This window comes from Fulvimonas sp. R45, from assembly GCF_030504985.1.
Taxonomy (GTDB): Bacteria; Pseudomonadota; Gammaproteobacteria; order Xanthomonadales; family Rhodanobacteraceae; genus Rhodanobacter_A.
In genome coordinates this window covers 133,276-150,779 of sequence record NZ_JASERU010000003.1, presented here as the reverse complement: position 1 = coordinate 150,779, position 17,504 = coordinate 133,276, and the positions used below count along the sequence as shown (strand labels likewise).

18 protein-coding genes are annotated in these 17,504 nt (G+C 71.8%); 1 reads left to right on the top strand and 17 read right to left on the bottom strand.

The features are described 5' to 3' along the window. Window positions 1-70: 70 nt before the first annotated feature. Both QMK61_RS03760 and QMK61_RS03755 read right to left on the bottom strand, forming a co-directional pair. The gene (locus QMK61_RS03760; protein WP_302070520.1) at window positions 71-484 is read right to left on the bottom strand and encodes a hypothetical protein; all 414 of its coding nucleotides are present in this window, start codon (window positions 482-484) and stop codon (window positions 71-73) included. A gap of 249 nt (window positions 485-733) precedes the next feature. Further along, window positions 734-1,912, bottom strand: coding sequence for an acetyl-CoA C-acyltransferase (locus QMK61_RS03755; protein ID WP_302070519.1), 1,179 nt, complete (start codon window positions 1,910-1,912; stop codon window positions 734-736). A gap of 228 nt (window positions 1,913-2,140) precedes the next feature. Between QMK61_RS03755 and QMK61_RS03750 the strand changes: the two genes are divergently transcribed. Continuing rightward, a complete protein-coding gene (locus tag QMK61_RS03750) occupies window positions 2,141-4,981 on the top strand; it encodes an autotransporter serine protease (RefSeq protein ID WP_302070517.1) in 2,841 nt (946 codons plus the stop codon). A gap of 337 nt (window positions 4,982-5,318) precedes the next feature. On the opposite strand, the gene QMK61_RS03745 is transcribed toward QMK61_RS03750, so the two are convergent. From QMK61_RS03745 to QMK61_RS03675, 15 genes are all read right to left on the bottom strand, one after another. Then, a complete protein-coding gene (locus QMK61_RS03745) occupies window positions 5,319-6,476 on the bottom strand; it encodes an isovaleryl-CoA dehydrogenase (protein WP_302070516.1) in 1,158 nt (385 codons plus the stop codon). Window positions 6,477-6,613: 137 nt separating this feature from the next. Then, window positions 6,614-7,057: an excinuclease gene (locus QMK61_RS03740; RefSeq protein ID WP_302070515.1), complete on the bottom strand. Its 444-nt coding sequence runs from the start codon at window positions 7,055-7,057 to the stop codon at window positions 6,614-6,616. Window positions 7,058-7,110: 53 nt separating this feature from the next. Beyond that, the gene (gene fabG / locus QMK61_RS03735) at window positions 7,111-7,839 is read right to left on the bottom strand and encodes a 3-oxoacyl-ACP reductase FabG (protein WP_302070513.1); all 729 of its coding nucleotides are present in this window, start codon (window positions 7,837-7,839) and stop codon (window positions 7,111-7,113) included. Further along, window positions 7,832-8,290: a hotdog family protein gene (locus QMK61_RS03730; protein WP_302070512.1), complete on the bottom strand. Its 459-nt coding sequence runs from the start codon at window positions 8,288-8,290 to the stop codon at window positions 7,832-7,834. Before QMK61_RS03730 ends, fabG begins: the two co-directional genes overlap by 8 nt. Beyond that, the gene (locus QMK61_RS03725; protein WP_302070511.1) at window positions 8,287-9,474 is read right to left on the bottom strand and encodes a beta-ketoacyl-ACP synthase; all 1,188 of its coding nucleotides are present in this window, start codon (window positions 9,472-9,474) and stop codon (window positions 8,287-8,289) included. Before QMK61_RS03725 ends, QMK61_RS03730 begins: the two co-directional genes overlap by 4 nt. Next, on the bottom strand, window positions 9,471-10,190 hold the full coding sequence (locus QMK61_RS03720; RefSeq protein WP_302070510.1) for a class I SAM-dependent methyltransferase: 720 nt from the start codon (window positions 10,188-10,190) through the stop codon (window positions 9,471-9,473). The genes QMK61_RS03725 and QMK61_RS03720 overlap by 4 nt, the downstream gene beginning before the upstream one ends. 162 nt (window positions 10,191-10,352) lie before the next feature. Then, window positions 10,353-10,808 carry an acyl-CoA thioesterase gene (locus QMK61_RS03715; RefSeq protein ID WP_302070508.1) on the bottom strand — a complete coding sequence of 152 codons (456 nt, stop codon included), beginning with the start codon at window positions 10,806-10,808 and terminating at the stop codon, window positions 10,353-10,355. Next, a complete protein-coding gene (locus QMK61_RS03710) occupies window positions 10,780-11,766 on the bottom strand; it encodes a glycosyl transferase (protein ID WP_302070507.1) in 987 nt (328 codons plus the stop codon). Before QMK61_RS03710 ends, QMK61_RS03715 begins: the two co-directional genes overlap by 29 nt. Next, window positions 11,763-12,122: an acyl-CoA synthetase gene (locus QMK61_RS03705; protein ID WP_302070506.1), complete on the bottom strand. Its 360-nt coding sequence runs from the start codon at window positions 12,120-12,122 to the stop codon at window positions 11,763-11,765. Before QMK61_RS03705 ends, QMK61_RS03710 begins: the two co-directional genes overlap by 4 nt. Then, complete coding sequence (locus QMK61_RS03700; RefSeq protein ID WP_302070505.1) at window positions 12,119-12,667, bottom strand: hypothetical protein; 549 nt, start codon at window positions 12,665-12,667, stop codon at window positions 12,119-12,121. Before QMK61_RS03700 ends, QMK61_RS03705 begins: the two co-directional genes overlap by 4 nt. Then, window positions 12,655-12,954 (bottom strand): phosphopantetheine-binding protein, encoded by a 300-nt coding sequence (locus tag QMK61_RS03695; protein WP_302070504.1) that lies wholly within the window; start codon window positions 12,952-12,954, stop codon window positions 12,655-12,657. Before QMK61_RS03695 ends, QMK61_RS03700 begins: the two co-directional genes overlap by 13 nt. Continuing rightward, window positions 12,951-13,760: a lysophospholipid acyltransferase family protein gene (locus tag QMK61_RS03690; RefSeq protein WP_302070503.1), complete on the bottom strand. Its 810-nt coding sequence runs from the start codon at window positions 13,758-13,760 to the stop codon at window positions 12,951-12,953. Before QMK61_RS03690 ends, QMK61_RS03695 begins: the two co-directional genes overlap by 4 nt. Continuing rightward, window positions 13,721-14,458, bottom strand: a complete 738-nt coding sequence (locus QMK61_RS03685) for a beta-ketoacyl synthase chain length factor (RefSeq protein WP_302070501.1) — start codon at window positions 14,456-14,458, stop codon at window positions 13,721-13,723. The genes QMK61_RS03690 and QMK61_RS03685 overlap by 40 nt, the downstream gene beginning before the upstream one ends. Next, complete coding sequence (locus QMK61_RS03680) at window positions 14,455-15,702, bottom strand: beta-ketoacyl-[acyl-carrier-protein] synthase family protein (protein WP_302070500.1); 1,248 nt, start codon at window positions 15,700-15,702, stop codon at window positions 14,455-14,457. Before QMK61_RS03680 ends, QMK61_RS03685 begins: the two co-directional genes overlap by 4 nt. Beyond that, the gene (locus tag QMK61_RS03675; protein ID WP_302070498.1) at window positions 15,702-16,925 is read right to left on the bottom strand and encodes a beta-ketoacyl-ACP synthase; all 1,224 of its coding nucleotides are present in this window, start codon (window positions 16,923-16,925) and stop codon (window positions 15,702-15,704) included. Before QMK61_RS03675 ends, QMK61_RS03680 begins: the two co-directional genes overlap by 1 nt. Window positions 16,926-17,504: the final 579 nt, after the last annotated feature.

The window sequence follows — 17,504 nt, the reverse complement described above, 5'->3', positions numbered from 1 at the left end:
AAATCCATTTCCCTCGCATAAAAAAACCGGCCGCGCGGGGCGGCCGGTTTTCCGGATGCGAAACGAGGGATCAGTGACCCTTCATCGCGTCCTTGGCCTTGTCGGCGGCATCCTTCGCCTTGCCGGCGGCGTCCTTGGCGGAGTCGGCGGCGTTCTTGGCGGCGTCGGCAGCGTTGGAGGCGGCGCTCTTCATGGAGTCGGAAGCCGAGGTGCCGGCGGCGGCCGGAGCGGACGCGGCGGCGGCGGCCTGCTGGGCCTGGTCGGCAGCCTGGCCGGCGGCGGCGGCGGCGGACTGGGCCTGGTCGGCAGCCTGCTGGGTGGCGGTGCTGGGCGCCTGGGCGGCAGACTGCTGCGCCTGATCGGCGGCCTGCTGGGCCTGGTCGGCCGACTTCTGGGCATCCTGCGCGGAATTCTGCGCGCCGTTGCTGCAAGCCGCCAGCAGCGCGACGAGCGCAGAGGCGAGAAGGATACGCGTGGATTTCATGGTGGATCTCCTTAGCCGTGGAATGCCGGATGGCCGGATCATTAAAGCGCTTTCGTCGACGACGCGCCACACGTTTCATTACGCGTTTCAGTGCGCATTAAAAACGTGGTTAGCCGGCTTTCACAAATGGCAAGCACGTGTGTACGGGGTTTTGCGCGCCCATGACGATGTCGATGCAGCCGGGCCGGCGACGCAAGTCCCTGATCGGCCGGGCGGAGCCGCGCCAGGGACGCGGCCCCGACGGCGGCGTCAGTCCAGCCGCTCCACCGCCACCGCGGTGGCCTCGCCGCCGCCGATGCACAGTGCCGCCACGCCGCGCCTGAGGCCGCGCCGCTCCAGGGCATTGAGCAGGGTGACGACGATGCGCGCGCCGCTGGCGCCGATGGGGTGGCCCAGCGCGCAGGCGCCACCGTTGACGTTGAGCCGGTCGTGCGGGATGCCGAGCTCCCTCATCGGCGCCATGGCGACCACCGCGAAGGCTTCGTTGACCTCGAACAGGTCCACGTCCTCCACCTTCCAGCCGGCCTTGTCCAGCACCTTCCGGATCGCGGCGACCGGCGCGGTGGTGAACCATTCCGGCTCCTGCGAATGGGTGGCGTGGGCCACCACGCGGGCCAGCGGCCGCACGCCGCGCGCCCTGGCGTCGTCGGCCGACAGCAGCACCAGCGCGGCGGCGCCGTCGGAAATGCTGGACGAGCTGGCCGCGGTGATGGTGCCGTTCTCCTTGCGGAAGGCGGGCTTGAGGCTGGGGATCTTGCCGATGTCGGAGCGGCCGGGCTGTTCGTCGGTATCCACCACAACATCGCCCTTGCGGCCGGCCACGGTGACGGGGACGATCTCGCCGGCGAACGCGCCGGACTGCTGCGCGGCCTGGGCCCGCTTGACCGACTCGATGGCGTAGGCGTCCTGCTCCTCGCGGGTGAAGTGGAACTTGTCGGCGCACAGCTCGCCGAACACACCCATCGCCTTGCCGTCGTAGGGATTGGTCAGGCCGTCCCAGGCCATGTGGTCGACCAGCTTGCCGTCGCCGTAGCGGATGCCGGCGCGGGCGGCGACCATGTGCGGCGCGTTGGTCATCGATTCCATGCCGCCGGCGACCACCACCGAGGCCGAGCCGGCCTTGATCAGGTCGTGGCCCAGCATCAGCGCCTTCATGCCCGAGCCGCAGACCTTGTTGATGGTGGTGCAGCCGGTGCCCACCGGCAGGCCGGCTTCCAGCGCGGCCTGGCGCGCCGGTGCCTGGCCCAGGTTGGCCGGCAGCACGCAGCCCATGATCACCTCGCTGACGTCGGCGGCGGACACGCCGGACTGTTCCAGCGCGGCGCGGATGGCGGTGGCGCCCAGCTTCGGCGTGGGCACGCCGGCGAACTGGCCGAGGAAGGAACCGATGGCGGTGCGCTTGGCACCGGCGATGACGACGTCCGACATGGGGATCTCCGCAGGAACGGTAGGGCGCGACGGCCGGGGGACAGAGGACGGATTATCGCAGTCGTTGCCGCGGTGCGGCAAACCGGGTGGGGACGCGTACGTCCGTGGCACGGCCGGCATCCGCGGCCATGCGGTTGTGCCACACTGGCGCGGGGAGCCGGCGGGCGTGCCTGCCGGACGGTTTTCAAGACTGGAAATCGAGACGGGGCGAGGGATATGGGCGGGTCCATGGGTTTGTCGCGTTGCCGCGAGGCGGCGCTGTTCGTGGCGGTGGCGATGGCGCTGAGCGCTTGCGGCGGCGGAGGCAGCGGCGGCGTCAAGTCTTCGCCGAGCGGTTCCAGCCCGCCCTCCAGCCCACCCTCCAGCAGCAGCGTGCCGCAGCCGCCGTGGGATTCGCAGCTTTCGCTCACCCACACCTACGCGGCGCACGACGCCGGCTATACCGGCGCCGGCGTCACCATCGGCGTGGTGGACAGCGGCATCATGCGCAGCAACCCGACCCTCACCGGGCGGGTGACGCAGGAACTGCTGTACGTCGACCCGTCGCAGAACAACACCAGCGTCGACGACGTGGTGGGCCATGGCACCTGGGTGTCCGAGATCGCCGCCGGCGCGGCCTGGGGCGACTACCCCGGCGGCATCGCCCCGGGTGCCAGCCTGGTCTCGGCGCGCATCATCAGCGACGACGCCCCGGACGACAACGGTTCCACCCCGCCGTCGCAGGTGACCGTCAGCGACGCGCAGTTCTTCGGCCAGGTCAACGGCGATCTGGTCAAGGCCGGCGTCAACGTGATGAACAACTCGTGGGGCGGCATCACCTGGAGCACCAGCGACACCGCGGTGACCCAGGCCTTCCACGATGCCTACGCCGATTTCGTGCTGAACCACGACGGCCTGGTGGTATTCGCCGCGGGCAACGATTCGCAGAAGAACCCCAGCACCATCGCCGCGCTGCCCAGCCTCGCGCCGGACCTCGAGAAGGGCTGGCTGGTGGCGGTGGCGGTGAACAGCAACAACCCCACCCAGCTGGAAAGCTATTCCAACCAGTGCGGCACGGCGATGGACTACTGCCTGGCCGCGCCGGGCGACGTGGTGGTGCTGGACAAGGCCGCCACCGCCAGCACCACCGACCCGAAGTACTACATCGTGGAGGGCACCTCGTTCGCGGCGCCCGAGGTGTCCGGCGCCGCCGCGCTGGTATGGCAGGCCTATCCCTACTTCAGCAACGACCTGGTGCGGCAGACCCTGCTCGGCACCGCCGACGACCTCGGCGCGCCCGGCCCCGACCCGGTGTTCGGCTACGGCGAGCTGGACGTGGGCAAGGCGGTGAACGGGCCGGCGAAGTTCGACTGGGGCGACGTCACGGTGGACTTCAGCGGCACGTCGACCTGGAGCAATGCGATTTCCGGCGCCGGCGGGCTGATCAAGCAGGGCGACGGCACGCTCAACTTGTATCTTGGTGACACTTATACGGGTGCCACGCAGGTACAGGGGGGCACGCTGGCCGTGGTATCCCTGGACAGCCCCGTCAGCATCGGTGCACAGGGGACGCTGATGTCCGCGTCGTCGGCCCAGAATCCCACGGGGTTCACGATCCACAACAACGTGACCAACGCCGGCGTCATGGTGGCCCAGGGCGGCAATGTCACGATAGACGGCAATTACGTGCAGCAGGGCAACGGCCGGCTGGCGGTCTCGCTGGGTTCGGCGGTATTCGTGGGCGGCAAGGCCACGCTGTCCGGCGGCGACCTGTACGTGTTCGGCGCCGATTCGGGGTATGTCGTCAGTTCGCATACCCCCGTGCTGGATGCCGCGGGCGGTCTCACCGGCACTTTCACCGCGCTCGATACGGCGCCGGGCGTGGCGTTGAACGCCACCCTGAACTACGACGCAAACAGCGCATGGCTCGACGTGCAGCAGGTGAACCTGAGCCAGATCCAGGGCCTGCCGTACACCGTCGCCAGCTTCGGGGCAGCACAGCGCACGCAGCAGGCGTTCGAGCAGATCGACAGCCAGCTGCAGGGCGGTGGCAGCGGTTCGCCGGTCAGCGCCGGTTTCCTCGCCGGTGCCGCGAGCCTGCAGCACGCGGTGTCCACCGAGGTGATGCAGCGCTCGCTGGAAAGCCTGTCCGGCCAGTTGCACGCGGCCAGCGCCACGATGGCGTTCGAGGCCATTGACGCCGGCACGCGCGCCCTGTCCCAACGCTTCGACCAGCTGCTCGACGCGCCGCAGCTGGCCGGCCATGTCGGCGGCTGGATGCAGGGCATCGGCGGCCACGGCAGCCTGTCGCGCGGCGGCTACGGCGCCGTGGGCTTCGACCTCGGCGGCAGCCTGGTCGGCAGCGACGGCCGCCTCGGCAGCAACGGCGTGATCGGCTACGCCATCGGCCAGAGCCAGGGCCTTGGACGCCTCGCCGAAAGCGTCGACCAGGGCCGCAGCCATGCGCTGGAAGGCATGCTCTACGGCGGCCTGGTGCATGACGACTGGTACGCCATGGGCCGCGTCGGCCTGGGCGACTACCGCGAGGACATGCGCCGCATGCTGCAACTGGGCGCCGCCACGACCGGCGTGGCCAGCTACAGCAACGGCCGCTACGGCGTGGCCTACGGCGAGAGCGGCTTCCGCTTCGGCCGGGGCGCATGGCGGCTCACGCCCTACCTGGACCTGCAGTACGCGCAGCTGCGCCTGGACGGCTTCGCCGAGCAGGGCGGCGCCGGCTTCGGCCTGATGGCCGGCGCGCAGACCGTGCAGCGCTGGCAGGCCGGCGCCGGCCTGCGCGCCATGCGCGGTTGGACCCTGCCCGGCGGCAGCCGGCTGGACCTGCATGCCAGCCTGCAGTGGCAACGCGCCTTCGGCATGCGCGGCGACGTGCTCGACGCCAGTTTCACCGGCCTCGAGCAGTGGGCGCCGGTAGGCGGCATCGGCCTGTCCCGCTACGGCGGCCTGGCCGGCCTCGGCCTCGACTGGCAGGCCACGCCACGCAGCAGCCTGGGACTGGACTACCGGCAGGAGATGGCCCAGCACCTGCACGCGAAGCAGGCCACGCTGAGCTACCGCTGGACGTTCTGAGTCCCGGCGCGGTCGCCTCATGCATACCCGCCCGGCGCCTTTGGCGTCGGCGGGCGGGCTTTGGGCAGGCGTGCGACCGGGAGATCGTCACTCCGGCGCAGGCCGGAGGTGCTTTTCAACAGACGAAGGTCTGGTCATCCAGTGGCAGGGGCGGCAGGTTTTCGCGACAACCGCACACCGACGTCAATGTCCCGCTTGACCGGCCCTTCGGCTGTCGAGAGCCGCGGGAATGACGTCGAAAGGGATGGAGTGCAGGGCAGGGGCGGAGCCGTTCGGTTGCATTGGAGCAAGCGAAGCGCAGCAAACCGCGTCATCGCCTTGGTCGTCGCCGGAAAACTCACGCCTTGCCGTGGAACAACTCCCGCCCGATCAGCATGCGCCGGATCTCGTTGGTGCCGGCGCCGATCTCGTACAGCTTGGCGTCGCGCAGCAGGCGGCCGGCGGGGAATTCGTTGATGTAGCCGTTGCCGCCCAGCGACTGGATCGCCTCCAGCGCCACCTGCACCGCGTTGGTGGAGGCGTTGAGCAGGCAGGCGGCCGGGTCCACGCGCGACTTGATGCCGGCGTCGAACTGCTGCGCCACCATGTAGGCGAAGCCGCGCGAGGACTGCAGCGCGGTGTACATGTCGGCCACCTTGGCCTGCATGATCTCGAAGGTACCGATCGGGGCGTTGAACTGCTTGCGCTCGCGCACGTAGGGCAGGGTGAGGTCCAGCGCCGCCTGCATCAGGCCGATCGGGCCGCCGGAGAGCACCAGGCGCTCGGTGTCCAGGCCGCTCATCAGCACGCGCACGCCCTCGTTCACCTCGCCCACGATGTTCGCGGCGGGGATCTCGCAGTTCTCGAACACCAGTTCGCAGGTGTTCGAGCCGCGCATGCCGAGCTTGTCCAGCTTCTGCGCGGTGGAGAAGCCCTGCATGCCCTTCTCGACGATGAAGGCGGTCATGCAGCGGCTGCCGGCGGGGCGCGGCGCGGTGCGCATGTAGACCAGCAGCACGTCGGCGTCGGGGCCGTTGGTGATCCACATCTTCGAGCCGTTGGCCACCCACGTGTCGCCGTGCAGCTCGGCCTTGCAGCTCATCGAGCCGACCACGTCGGAGCCGGCGCCCGGCTCGCTCATCGCCAGCGCGCCCACGTACTCGCCCGAGCACAGCTTCGGGATGTATTTCCGCCGCTGTTCCTCGTTGCCGTTGTGGAAGATGTTGTTGACGCACAGGTTGGAGTGCGCGCCGTAGGACAGGCCCACCGAGCCCGACGCGCGCGAGATCTCCTCCATCGCCACCATGTGCGCGAGGTAGCCCATGCCGGTGCCGCCGTACTCGGTCGGCACCGTCATGCCGAGCAGGCCCAGTTCGCCGAACTTGCGCCACAGGTCGGCCGGGAACAGGTTGTCGTGGTCGATCTGGGTGGCGCGAGGGGCGATCTCCTTCTCCGCGAAGGCGTGCACGGTGTCGCGCAGCAGGTCGATTTCTTCACCGAGCGGGAAGGGGCGCATCACGAACTCCTGTAAGGGGCGGGGCTTAGCCGGGCAATGGTAGCGCAGCGCTAATGCATTCCCCTGATGCGCCGCACCAGCGGCGTCTCGCATTGCGGCGCCCGCGAATCGCCGTCCGGTCCGCGGGCGCACGCACTTCAGTGCACCTTGGCCAGCCTGGCCTTCAGCGCCACGTCGGACATCAGGAAGCCCACGCGGCATTCGTAGTTCTGCGCGTCGCGGTAGTCCTGGCCGTCCTGCACGCTGACGATGTCCACCACCGCGTTGGCGCCGGCGGCCTTGGCGGCGTCCTGCAGGCTGATCAGCGCCGACTGCAGCGCCCAGTCGCAGGTGGCCTGGTCGGACTTGCCGAAAGCATTGGTCTTCTTGTGGGTGGTGGCGTTGTCGTTGACCACGGTGACCTGGCCGGGCGGCGTGGTGCCGGCGAGGTAGAACTTCACGCTGCCGTCCAGCTTGCCGCTTTGCGTGGCGGCGGCGACGGCGTTGGCGAAGGCCAGGTGCACGGTCTTGTCCCTGGCGAGGCAAAGCCCCGGCATGGCGACGAGCAGCAGGATGGCGAGGCCCGGGGTTCTTGCGTTCATGCGGTGTTTCTCCTTGCGTCGGGTGGAAAGGGTATGACTCGCGCGCCGCGGGCTCAGCACAGCCCGCCGTTGACCGCCAGCACCTGGCGGGTGATGTAGCCGGCGTCGGGGCCCAGCAGGAACGCCACCGCGGCGGCGACGTCCTCCGGCGTGCCCATGCGCCGGGTGGGGATGGCCTTGAGGATCTCCTCCACCGGCACGTCGGCGTCCAGCATGTCGGTGTCGATCAGGCCCGGCGCCACGCAGTTCACGGTGATCCCGCGCTTCGCCAGTTCCACCGCCAGCGCCTTGGCGGCGCCGATCACGCCGGCCTTGGAGGCGCTGTAGTTGACCTGGCCGCGGTTGCCGATCAGCCCCGACACCGAGGCGATGCAGACGATGCGGCCCGGCGCGCGTCGGCGGATCATCGGCATCGCCAGCGGGTGCAGCACGTTGTAGAAGCCGTCGAGGTTGGTGCGCAGCACGCGATCCCAGTCGTCGTCGCCGAGCGCGGGGAAGGCGCCGTCGCGGGTGAGCCCGGCGTTGCACACCACGCCGTAGGGCGCGCCGTGCGCGGCCACGTCCGTTTCCAGCGCGGCGCGGCAGGCGGCGCGGTCGGCGACGTCGAACTGCAGCACGCGCGCCTGCCGGCCCAGCGCGCGGATCTCGGCGGCGGCGGCCTCGGCCTCGTCGCGGCGGGAACGGCAATGCAGCGCGAGGTCATAGCCCGCGCGCCCCAGCCGCAGCGCGATGGCGCGGCCGATGCCGCGGCTGGAGCCGGTGACCAGGATGGCGTCAGTCATGGGTGGGTGCTCCCGCGGTGGCGGCGAAGAAGGCGTCCGCGTCGGGCGGACTGAACACGTTGAGCATGGCCTCGGCGTGGCCGTGCGCGGCATCGATGCGGCAGGCGAACACGCCCATGCCGCCGTCGTCGTGGAAGCTGCGCACGGCTTCCACGCGCAGCTCGGTGCCGGGCGGGAAGGCGTCCACGTCGCAGCGGTAGTGCCGGGTGCCGAGCAGGAAGCCGAGCCGTACCGGCCGGCCCTCGTTCCGCGCCTGCCAGCCGGCCCAGGCGGCCACGGCCTGCGCCATCAGTTCCACCCCGGCCCAGGCGGGCAGGCCGCCGGCGTCCTCGAACAGGCCCTGGTCGCGCACGCGGCGCAGGCACACGATGCGCTCGGCTTCCGCCTCGACCACGGTGTCGAGCAGCACCATGTCGCCGGCGTGCGGCAGCAGGTCGGCGACGGGCGTCATGGCGCGTCGCCCAGGATCAGGCTGGCGTTGTTGCCGCCGAAGGCGAACACGTTGCTCATCAGGCGGCGCGGCCGGCCGGGGGGCAGATGTTCGCCCGCGCGCACGAGGTCCAGCGCGGGCAGTTGCGGGTCGCGGTCGCCGCCCGTCGCCTGCGGCGGCAGGCGGCGTGCGGGATCGGCCAGGCTGAGCCAGCAGAACGCGGCCTCCAGCGCGCCGGCCGCGGCCAGGGTGTGGCCGGTCAGCGACTTGGTGGAGGCGCAGCGCACGCCGGCCGGGAACACCTCGGCCACCGCGCGGCTCTCCATGCGGTCGTTGTGTTCGGTGGCGGTGCCGTGCAGGTTGAGGTAGTCGATCTGCGCCGGCTCCAGCCCGGCGTCGGCCAGCGCCGCGCGCATCGCCGCCACGGCGCCGCGGCCGTCCGGCTCGGGCGCGGACATGTGGTGGGCATCCGAGCTGGCGCCGCCGCCCAGCAGGGCCACCGGGCCGGGTTCGCGGCTCGCCAGGAACAGCGCGGCGGCCTCGCCGATGTTGATGCCTGCGCGGTCGGTCGCGAACGGGCGGCAGCGCGCGCCGTCCATCGCCTCCAGCGCGTGGAAGCCGTTCAGCGGCAGCCGCGCCAGCGTGTCCACGCCGCCGCATAGCACCGCGTCGCACACGCCCAGGTCGAGCAGGCGCCGCGCGCTGAGCAGGGCGCGCGCGCCGGAGGTGCAGGCGGTGGACAGCGCGTAGCAGGGGCCGGCCAGGTCCAGCCATTCGGCCAGGCATTCGGCCGGGCCGGCCAGTTCCTGGTGGGCGTAGCGGTAGTCGCCGGGCCAGGTGCCGTCGCGGCGCCAGCCGGCCAGGCCGGCGGTGGCTTCCTCGATGCCGCCGGTGCTGGTGCCGATCACCACGCCGATGCGGTCGCGGCCGTGGCGCGCGATGGCCGTGCGGACGTCCGTTTCGATCTCCGTCGCGGCGGCCAGCAGCAGGCGGTTGCAGCGGTTGTCTCGGTGGGCTGCCAGCGGTTCCGGGATCGGAGGCAGTGGCGCGCGCACTGTACCCATCGGTGGCGCATGCCCCGGGATCCAGCCATCCTCGGGCAGCAGCCGGCCGGCGTCGCCCGCGAACAGCGCCTCGGCCACGGCAGCCTTGCCCGCGCCGAGGTTGCAGACGATGCCGAGCGCGTTGAGGAAGACGGGACTCATGCCGCGCCTGGCTTGCGTGCGGCCACGTTCACCAGCGTTTCCTCGCGCCGGCCGGGCGGCGGCGGGGCGCGCAGGCCCCAGCGCTCGAGCAGGCCGAAGTCGCTGGCGCGGCTCCACCACAGGTAGGGCAGCGAGACGTTGGCGTCGTCGAAGACGAAGCCCTGCGCGCGCAGCATGGCGAGGTAGCCGTCGGCGCTTTTCTGCACGTGCATCGGGTGGCGGAAGAACCAGCGGATCACCCAGGTGTCGATGTAGGCCTTGGTGGACTCGGCGAACAGCAGCCGGCCACCGGGCTTGAGCACGCGCCAGAACTCGGCCAGCGCGCGTTCCTGCTCGACCAGGTGGTGGAAGGTCTGGTGGCAGAACACGACGTCCACGCTGGCGTCGGGCAGGTCGATGCGCGCGCAGTCGGCCAGCAGCAGGCGGGCGTCGATGCCTTCGCGCGCGGCTTCGGCGCGGGACAGTTCGATGCTGCGCGGGTCGGCGTCCAGCCCGATCAGCCGCCGCGGCGCGAAGGCGTCGCGCAGCAGGCGGAACGACTTGCCCTGGCCGCAGCCCGCGTCGAGCAGGGTGCCGCCCTGCGGCAGCGGCTCGCCGGCCAGGCGCTTCAGGTCGTTGATCGCCACCCTCAGCACATGGTGCTGCCAGGTGCGGGTGGCGAGGAAGCGGAAGCCGATGCGGGTTTCCTCGACGTAGGTGGGACTGGCGTAGGTCATGGATTCGCTGGTGTCTGGTGGGCGCCGGTGACGCATCCGGCCATCCTGTTCGCCCTGGGCGCGGACGTGCGGCGGCGAAGCCGGAGGCCGCGGTGTTTCGGGTTCGCCTGCCTGGGCAGGCTGCGCACGGCACGAACGCCTGTCTCGCTGTCGGGGTGGGCGTCAATCATGCGACGGCTCCGGCGTCTGCGCACCGGCGAGGCAGCGTTCGACCGCCTCCGTGAAGCAGGCCGGCGACTCCAGCTGCATCGCGCTGTCGGCGAGGCGCACGGCCACCTGCACGGTGCTGGCGCGGGTCAGCCGCTCGCCGCTGGCGGCGTCGGTGAGGGTGTAGTGGATCTTCAGCCGGTTGCACCATTCCACCAGGTCGGCGCGCACCACCAGGCGCTGTCCGAAGCGGGCGGCGCGGGCGTAGCGCAGCTGCAGGTCGATCACCGGCCACGCGTAGCCGGCGGCCTTCATGTCGTCGTAGTTGTGGCCGATGCGGTCGAGCAGGGCGCAGCGCGCCACTTCCGGGTATTTCACGTAGTGGCCGTGCCACACCACGTCCATCGAGTCGACGTCGAAGAACGGCACGGTCAGCCCGGTGTCAACGTGCAGCACGCCGTGGGTCCGCATCGCTCCCTCCTTCGTCGGCAAGCTGCCAGTAGGCGTAGAAGTTGAACCACTGCTGCGGCGCCAGCAGGCACAGCCGCGCGAGGCGGTCGGCGTAGCGCTGCGCCCAGCGGGCGATGGTGGCCTCGCGCCCCCCGCGCTCCCACTCCGCGGTGTCCAGGAACGGCTCCAGCCGGATCTGGTAGCGGCCATCGATCTTCAGGCAGCACATCAGGTTCACCGGGCAGCGCAGCAGGCCGGCCATCAGCCACGGTCCCTGCGGGAACGCGGCGGCGTGGCCGAGGAAGTCCACCACCACGCGACGGCCGTCGTGGAGCGGCACGCGGTCGCCGGCGATGGCCAGCCACTCGCCACGGTCCAGCCGCTGCGACAGGTCGAGCATCAGCGCCGCGTCCATCTCGCTCACCTGCAGCAGGCGCAGCTGGCGGTCGCCGGCCGCGCTCTGCAGGCGGTTGAACTGCGCCACGTGCCGGTTGTGCACCAGCACGTTCAGCGGCACCCGTTCCTCCAGCTCGGCCAGCGCGCGGCAGACGTCGAGGTTGCCCAGGTGGGTGCAGACCAGGATCTGGCCGCGCCCGCCGTGCACGCTGGCGCGCAGCCGTTCGCGCACGCCGGCCGGGTCGTGCAGTTGCACCTGCGCCATGCCCAGCTTGCCGCGCCACACGTCGAGGCGGTCGAGCAGGCTCTCGGCGAAGGCCATGAACTGGCCGAACACGCGGCGCGTGGTGGGACGCAGCTCGTCGCGGCCGCTCCACGCGGCCAGGCGCGACTGGTACTGCCGCACGTTGCGCCGCGCGCGACGGCCGAACACGAAGAAGTACAGCACGACCAGGTACAGCACCGGCGTCAGCGGACGGCGACCGAGCCGGCGCACGGCCAGCGCGGTGAGCCACATCAGCGCGAAGCTGCCGCGCTCCTTCTGCGCCGCCCAGTGCGGCTCGCGCGCCGGCGCGCCGTTCATGCAGCGGCCTCCACGCGCAGGCGGCCGGACGAGCAGGACCGTCCGTCCGCGCGATAGGCGAAGTGCAGCTTGCCGCGCGCGGCGTCCAGGCGCAGCTCCAGTTCGGCCTCGTCGCCGGGGCGCAGCAGGCGCTGGAACTTCAGCGCCTCCATCTCGCGGCAGCGCGGCGCCAGGCCCAGCCGCGGCGCGGCCAGCGCCAGCGCCCATTGCACCTGCAGCACGCCGGGCAGCACCGGCGCGCCGGGGAAGTGGCCGGCGAAGTGCGGCAATTGCGGCGGCACGCGCAGGCGCAGCAGCCACGCGCCGTCGTCGCGGCGACGTTGCTCCAGCAGCTCGGGCAGGCGCGCGTCGTTCATGCGCAGCGCTTGCGCAGGCGCTGGCGCAGCAGCCATTCGCCCACGAACAGGGGGCCCATGATGAAGTACACCAGCAGGCCGTTGTACAGCGTCCACCACGCCAGCGGCGCCCACAGCGTCAGCGCCGCCGACACCGCGGCGTTGAACACGAAGAAGCCCACCCACACCCAGGTGACCTTGCGCGTGTAGGGAATCGCCTCCGGCGGCAACTCCGGCTCGCGCAGGCGCGCCATGCGCTCCACGATCGGCGGCCCGCAGACCAGGCTGAGGCCGAAGGTGAGCAGCAGGAACAGGCTGATCAGGGTGGGATACCAGCGCAGCAGCGCGGATTCGCCGCTGGCCGCCAGCAGCGCGCAGTAGCCCAGCGCCACGCCCAGCATCCAGCGTCCGCCCGGTTCGCGCCACAGGAACGGCGCGCGCAGCAGCCACACCGCGGCCAGCGCCAGCGCGAACAGCGGCGGCGGCACGGTTTCCATGCCGAAGTAGACCAGGAACGGATAGGCGATCCCGATCAGTGCCAGCAGCAGGTTGGTCAGCTTGCGCATGCGGCCTGCTGGCTGGCCACGTAGGCGGCGAGGTTGGCGACGGTGGCGAAGTGGTCGCGCGCGTGCTTCGCGTCGGATTCGACCCGGATGCCGTAGCGCTTCTGCAGCGCCAGCGCCAGTTCCAGCGCGTCCACCGAGTCCAGCCCCAGGCCTTCGCCGAACAGCGGCTGGGCGGGCGGGATGTCGGCGGCGTCGAGGTCCTCCAGGTTCAGCGTGTCGATGACGAGCTGGGCGATCTCCTGCTCTAACGCGGTATGGGCCAGTGCGGCGGTGTCGGTGGCGTTCACGTGGCGGCGAGCTCCCTGGTGAAGAGTTGGTGCAGATGGTCGTTGAGGCGGCGCGCGGCGATCGGCGCGGGCGCGCCGTCGGCGAAGGCGGCGGGGTCGACCGGCTCGCCCACGCGCAGGCGCACCTGCACGCGGCGGTCGGGGATGCGGTACCACGGCTCGGCCTTGGTCAGCGTGGTGGGCTCCACGCTGACGAACACCGGCGCGATGCTGCGCGCGCCGCGCAGCGCGATCGCCGCCGCGCCGCGGTGGAACGCCGGCGCGCGGCCCGGCGCGGTGCGCGTGCCTTCCGGGAACACCAGCAGGCACTGGCCCTCGCGCAGCACCGCGGCGGCGCGTTCGAGCATGTCCAGGCTGCCGTCGTTGCCGATGTAGCGCGCCGCGCGCATCGGTCCGCGCGTGAACGGGTTGCGCAGCAGGGCGGCTTTCACCACGCAGTTGGCCTGCGGCACCTGGCCGAGCAGGAACACCACGTCGATCAGCGAAGGATGGTTGGCCACGATCAGCTGGCCGGGCCGGCCCAGCCGCTCGGCGCCTTCGATGCTGAAATCCAGCACGCGGCTGCGCTGCATGAACCAGGCGTGCAGCCGGAACGCCCGGCCGATGGCGGCGCGCGCCCGGCGCCGGCGCGCGACGGCGTCGCCGGGCAGGCAGGCCAGCAGCGGCAGGACGGCCACGCGCAGCAGCAGGCCGCCCAGCCCGAACAGCACGAAGCTGGCGCCGGTGGCGAACAGGCGCCACGGCCAGGCGTCGGTGCGGCGTGGGCTCAGCCCAGGCGTCGCCAGTTCCAGCGGCGTGCTTTCCATAAGTGTTCCAGTGTCGGTTCGTGGACGAGCAGGGCGCGCAGGAAGTCGAGCGCGTGCGGCCACGCGCACGGCGTGCCGCCCGCGTTGCGGCCCGGTTGCAGGCGCCAGTCGGCGGCGGTCGGCGACGATCCGGTTCCCCCCAGTCGCAATGCCACAGCATAGGAGAACGGCACGTCGGCGATCCACTGCGCCCAGGCCGGCGGGGGCCGTTCCTCGGCCACCACCACCAGCGCCGAGCAGGCGCCGGCGGCCAGCTGCAGGGCGCCCTCCAGCACGGCGTGCTCGAAGGCGTCGGCCTCGCCGGCCAGCGCCACCGACTCGCCGCGCTGCCCGCGCAGGATCGACCACTGGCCGGCGATGGCGTTGTGCACGGACAGGCCGAACCGGGTCGGCGACAGGGGTTGCCCGTCGACGGTGTCGGACAGCAGGGCCAGCGTGCGCGTGGTCTCGCCGTGGCGCGAGGCGAACACGAACGGCAACTGCTCGTCGTCGCCGCACAGCGGCCAGGCGGCCTCCAGCGTCATCCGCGCCAGCCGGCCGAGCCGGCGCCGCTGCATCGGCGGCAGGAAGGCGCAGGCTGGCTGCGCCTGGCCGTCGTCGGGCACGACGTGCGGCGAGCGCGCCCAGGCTTGCCAGGCCGCGGGCGTGTCGAGATCGGGGGCCCAGGCGTTCCAGGCCTCGATGCGCAGGTCGATCACGATGCGCCTCCCGCACAGCGCCGGAACATCAGCGCCGCGCAACTGCCGCCGAAGCCGAAGCTGTTGCTGAGTGCGGCGTCGATGCGTTGTTCGCGGTTCGCGGCGAGCAGGGGCGCGCCGGCGAAGGCGGGGTCGGGATCGTCCAGCGGCGCGCCGGCGGCGAGGAAGTCGTGCTGCAGCATCAGCAGGCAGGCGATGGCGTCCAGCGCGCCGGCGGCCTCGGGCGCATGGCCGACCAATCCCTTGATCGAGGAGATCGGCGGCACCGGCATGCCACGTTCGGCGAACACGCGCTCGATCGCCTGCCATTCGGCGAGGTCGCCGGCCGTGCCGCAGGCGCTGGCGTTGATGTAGCCGGGGTGGCAACCCGCGCGGTCCAGTGCCTGGCGCAGCGCGCGGGCGATGCCGCCGGCGCCGGAACCGACCATGCTGGCGGCGTCGGTGGCGCTGCCGTAGCCGGCCAGTTCCGCCAGCACGGTGGCGCCGCGCCCGTGTGCGTGCGCGAGCGATTCCAGCACCAGCACGCCCGCGCCCGCGGCCAGCGCGAAGCCGTCGCGCTCGCGGTGGAACGGGCGCGAGGCGCGCGCCGGCTCGGCCTGCGGCGACAGCGCGCCCATCGCGTCGAACCACATCGCGGTGCTGGGGTGCAGTTCCTGCGTGCCGCCGGCGATCACCACCTCCTGCCGGCCGAGCTGGATCAGTTCCATCGCGTGGCCGATGGCGTGCGCGGCGCTGCTGCAGGCCGAGCTGACCGTGCAGCTCGTGCCGCCGATGTTGAACGCATGCGCCAGGCCGGCCGAGGGCGCGCTGCTCATGCCGCGCGGCACCAGGAAGGGCGAGAGCTTGCCGATGCCCTTGCGGCGATGGACGTCCAGCGCCTGCTCGTGCTCGCTGAGCGCGGCGCCGCCGCCGAGCAGCAGGCCGCAACGGGGGTCGGCGAGGTGTTCGGGCGGCAGGCCGGCCTGCGCCAGCGCCTCGTTCGCCGCGTGCCAGGCATACAGCGCCGGCGGCGGCATGAAGCGGCGCAGCCGGCGCGGCGGCTCCGGCGGCAAGGCGGCTTCGTCCACCGGGCCGGCCACGGTGCCGCGCATGCCCAGCGCGGCGAAGGCGTCCATGCGGCGCAGGCCGTGGCGGCGCGTGCGCAGCGCATCGAGCAGCGCCGGCACGCCGGTGCCGACGCTGCTCACCGCGCCCATGCCGGTGACCGCCACGCGCGGCAGGCCGCTGGCGTCGACGAGGCGCATCAGGCGACCGCCCGGAAGATCAGCGAGGTGTTGATGCCGCCGAAGGCGAAGTTGTTGTTCATCACCACGTCGGTGGCGATGGCGCGGCCCGCGCCGGTGAGGTAGTCCAGCTCGGCGCAGTCGTCGGCGGGCCGGTCGAGGTTGAGCGTGGGCGCGAACCAGCCGTCGCGCATCATCGCGATCGCCCACCACGACTCCAGCGCGCCGCAGGCGCCCAGGGTGTGGCCCACGTAGCTCTTCATCGCGCCGACCGGCACGCGCGTACCCAGCACCCCGGCGGTGGCGTGGCTTTCGGCCGCGTCGCCGCGGTCGGTGGCGGTACCGTGGGCGCTGACGTAGCCGATCGCGCTGGCCGGCATTTGCGCGTCGTCCAGCGCCAGGCGCATCGCCACCGCCATCGTCTCGGCGGTGGGCTGGGTGACGTGGGCGCCGTCGGAGTTGCAGCCGAAGCCGACCACCTCGGCGTGGATGGTGGCGCCGCGCGCCTTCGCGTGTTCGTACTCCTCGAGGACCAGCGTGGTGGCGCCCTCGCCCACGACGAGGCCGTCGCGCTTCGCGTCGAACGGGCGCGGCGTGAGCGCGGGTTCGTCGTTGCGCGTGCTGGTGGCGAACAGCGTGTCGAACACCGCGGCGCCGGGTCCGGACAGTTCCTCCGCGCCGCCGCACAGCATCAGCTTCTGCTTGCCGTAGCGGATCGCCTCGTAGCCGTAGCCGATCGCCTGGCTGCCCGAGGTGCAGGCGCTGGAGGTGGGAATGACGCGGCCTTTCAGGCCGAAGAACACGCCCACGTTCACCGCCGTGGTGTGCGCCATGGTCTGGATGTAGCTGGTGGCGGTGATGCCCTGCATCGAACCGGTCTCCAGCATGCGCCCCACCACGCGCACCGGCTCCACGCTGCCGCCGGAGGAGCCATAGGCCACGCCCATGCGGCCGTCGCGGATGCTCGCGTCGTCGTGCAGGCCCGCGTCGCGCAGCGCCCGTTCGCTGGCGGCCACGGCGAGCTGCGCCACGCGGCCCATCGAGCGGGTCTTCTGGCGCGGCCACGGCGGCGGGGCGAAGTCGTCCACCGGGCAGCCGAGGCGGCCGTTCAGCGCGTCGAAGTAGTCCCATTCGTGCATGCGGCGCACGGCATTGCGGCCTTCGCGCAGGCGCGCGGCGATGGTGGGCCAGTCGTGGCCCAGCGCGGTGATGCCGCCCATGCCGGTGATGACGACGCGGTTCATCGTATGGGTGCTCCGTGACAGATGTGGATGGCCGCGTCGGTCTTGGGGGAAAGGCGTTTCGATCCCCTGCCGGGGACCGAGTTACTTTCTCTCGCTTGTCCGAGAGAAAGTAACCAAAGAGAGGGACACCCCGAGGGCGCGCCTTCCGGGCATCCTGCCCTCCAGGTGCGCGAGCGGGTGGCGGGGTTTTTCGACAGGGCTCCTGCCCTGACGAAAAACTGGCCGACGTCCTGTCGGCCACCCTTCGGGCTGGTCCGCCACCCGCTCGCCGCGCCCAAGGGGCCCCGGCAGAGCAGCGCGCATCCTGCGCGCACCCGGGTCGCCGCTGCGCGGCGAAAGGGCGAAAGCATGAGGCCCGCCGATTGCCGTCTGCGTACTGGCCTTTGCCGTGGCTGTGGCTTTTCTGAAAAGTGCGCGCAGGATGCGCGCTGCTCCTCTGGGGCCCCTATGGCGTGGCGGGTGGGCGGAGGAAAGTCCGAAGGATGGCTCGCAGGGATGCGAGCCAATTTTTCGGCGGCACATGGATGTGCCGTCGAAAAACCCCGTAGCCCACCCGCGCACCCGCAGGGCAGGATGCCC

What these genes read in the sequence shown, in the direction of transcription:
- QMK61_RS03675 (WP_302070498.1), bottom strand. Translation starts at nt 16,925, where the DNA reads ATGAACCGCGTCGTCATCACCGGCATGGGCGGCATCACCGCGCTGGGC.
- QMK61_RS03700 (WP_302070505.1), bottom strand. Translation starts at nt 12,667, where the DNA reads ATGCGCAAGCTGACCAACCTGCTGCTGGCACTGATCGGGATCGCCTAT.
- QMK61_RS03730 (WP_302070512.1), bottom strand. Translation starts at nt 8,290, where the DNA reads ATGACGCCCGTCGCCGACCTGCTGCCGCACGCCGGCGACATGGTGCTG.
- QMK61_RS03690 (WP_302070503.1), bottom strand. Translation starts at nt 13,760, where the DNA reads ATGGAAAGCACGCCGCTGGAACTGGCGACGCCTGGGCTGAGCCCACGC.
- QMK61_RS03750 (WP_302070517.1), top strand. Translation starts at nt 2,141, where the DNA reads ATGGGTTTGTCGCGTTGCCGCGAGGCGGCGCTGTTCGTGGCGGTGGCG.
- QMK61_RS03760 (WP_302070520.1), bottom strand. Translation starts at nt 484, where the DNA reads ATGAAATCCACGCGTATCCTTCTCGCCTCTGCGCTCGTCGCGCTGCTG.
- QMK61_RS03710 (WP_302070507.1), bottom strand. Translation starts at nt 11,766, where the DNA reads ATGAACGGCGCGCCGGCGCGCGAGCCGCACTGGGCGGCGCAGAAGGAG.
- QMK61_RS03705 (WP_302070506.1), bottom strand. Translation starts at nt 12,122, where the DNA reads ATGAACGACGCGCGCCTGCCCGAGCTGCTGGAGCAACGTCGCCGCGAC.
- QMK61_RS03720 (WP_302070510.1), bottom strand. Translation starts at nt 10,190, where the DNA reads ATGACCTACGCCAGTCCCACCTACGTCGAGGAAACCCGCATCGGCTTC.
- QMK61_RS03680 (WP_302070500.1), bottom strand. Translation starts at nt 15,702, where the DNA reads ATGCGCCTCGTCGACGCCAGCGGCCTGCCGCGCGTGGCGGTCACCGGC.
- fabG (WP_302070513.1), bottom strand. Translation starts at nt 7,839, where the DNA reads ATGACTGACGCCATCCTGGTCACCGGCTCCAGCCGCGGCATCGGCCGC.
- QMK61_RS03745 (WP_302070516.1), bottom strand. Translation starts at nt 6,476, where the DNA reads ATGCGCCCCTTCCCGCTCGGTGAAGAAATCGACCTGCTGCGCGACACC.
- QMK61_RS03725 (WP_302070511.1), bottom strand. Translation starts at nt 9,474, where the DNA reads ATGAGTCCCGTCTTCCTCAACGCGCTCGGCATCGTCTGCAACCTCGGC.
- QMK61_RS03715 (WP_302070508.1), bottom strand. Translation starts at nt 10,808, where the DNA reads ATGCGGACCCACGGCGTGCTGCACGTTGACACCGGGCTGACCGTGCCG.
- QMK61_RS03755 (WP_302070519.1), bottom strand. Translation starts at nt 1,912, where the DNA reads ATGTCGGACGTCGTCATCGCCGGTGCCAAGCGCACCGCCATCGGTTCC.
- QMK61_RS03740 (WP_302070515.1), bottom strand. Translation starts at nt 7,057, where the DNA reads ATGAACGCAAGAACCCCGGGCCTCGCCATCCTGCTGCTCGTCGCCATG.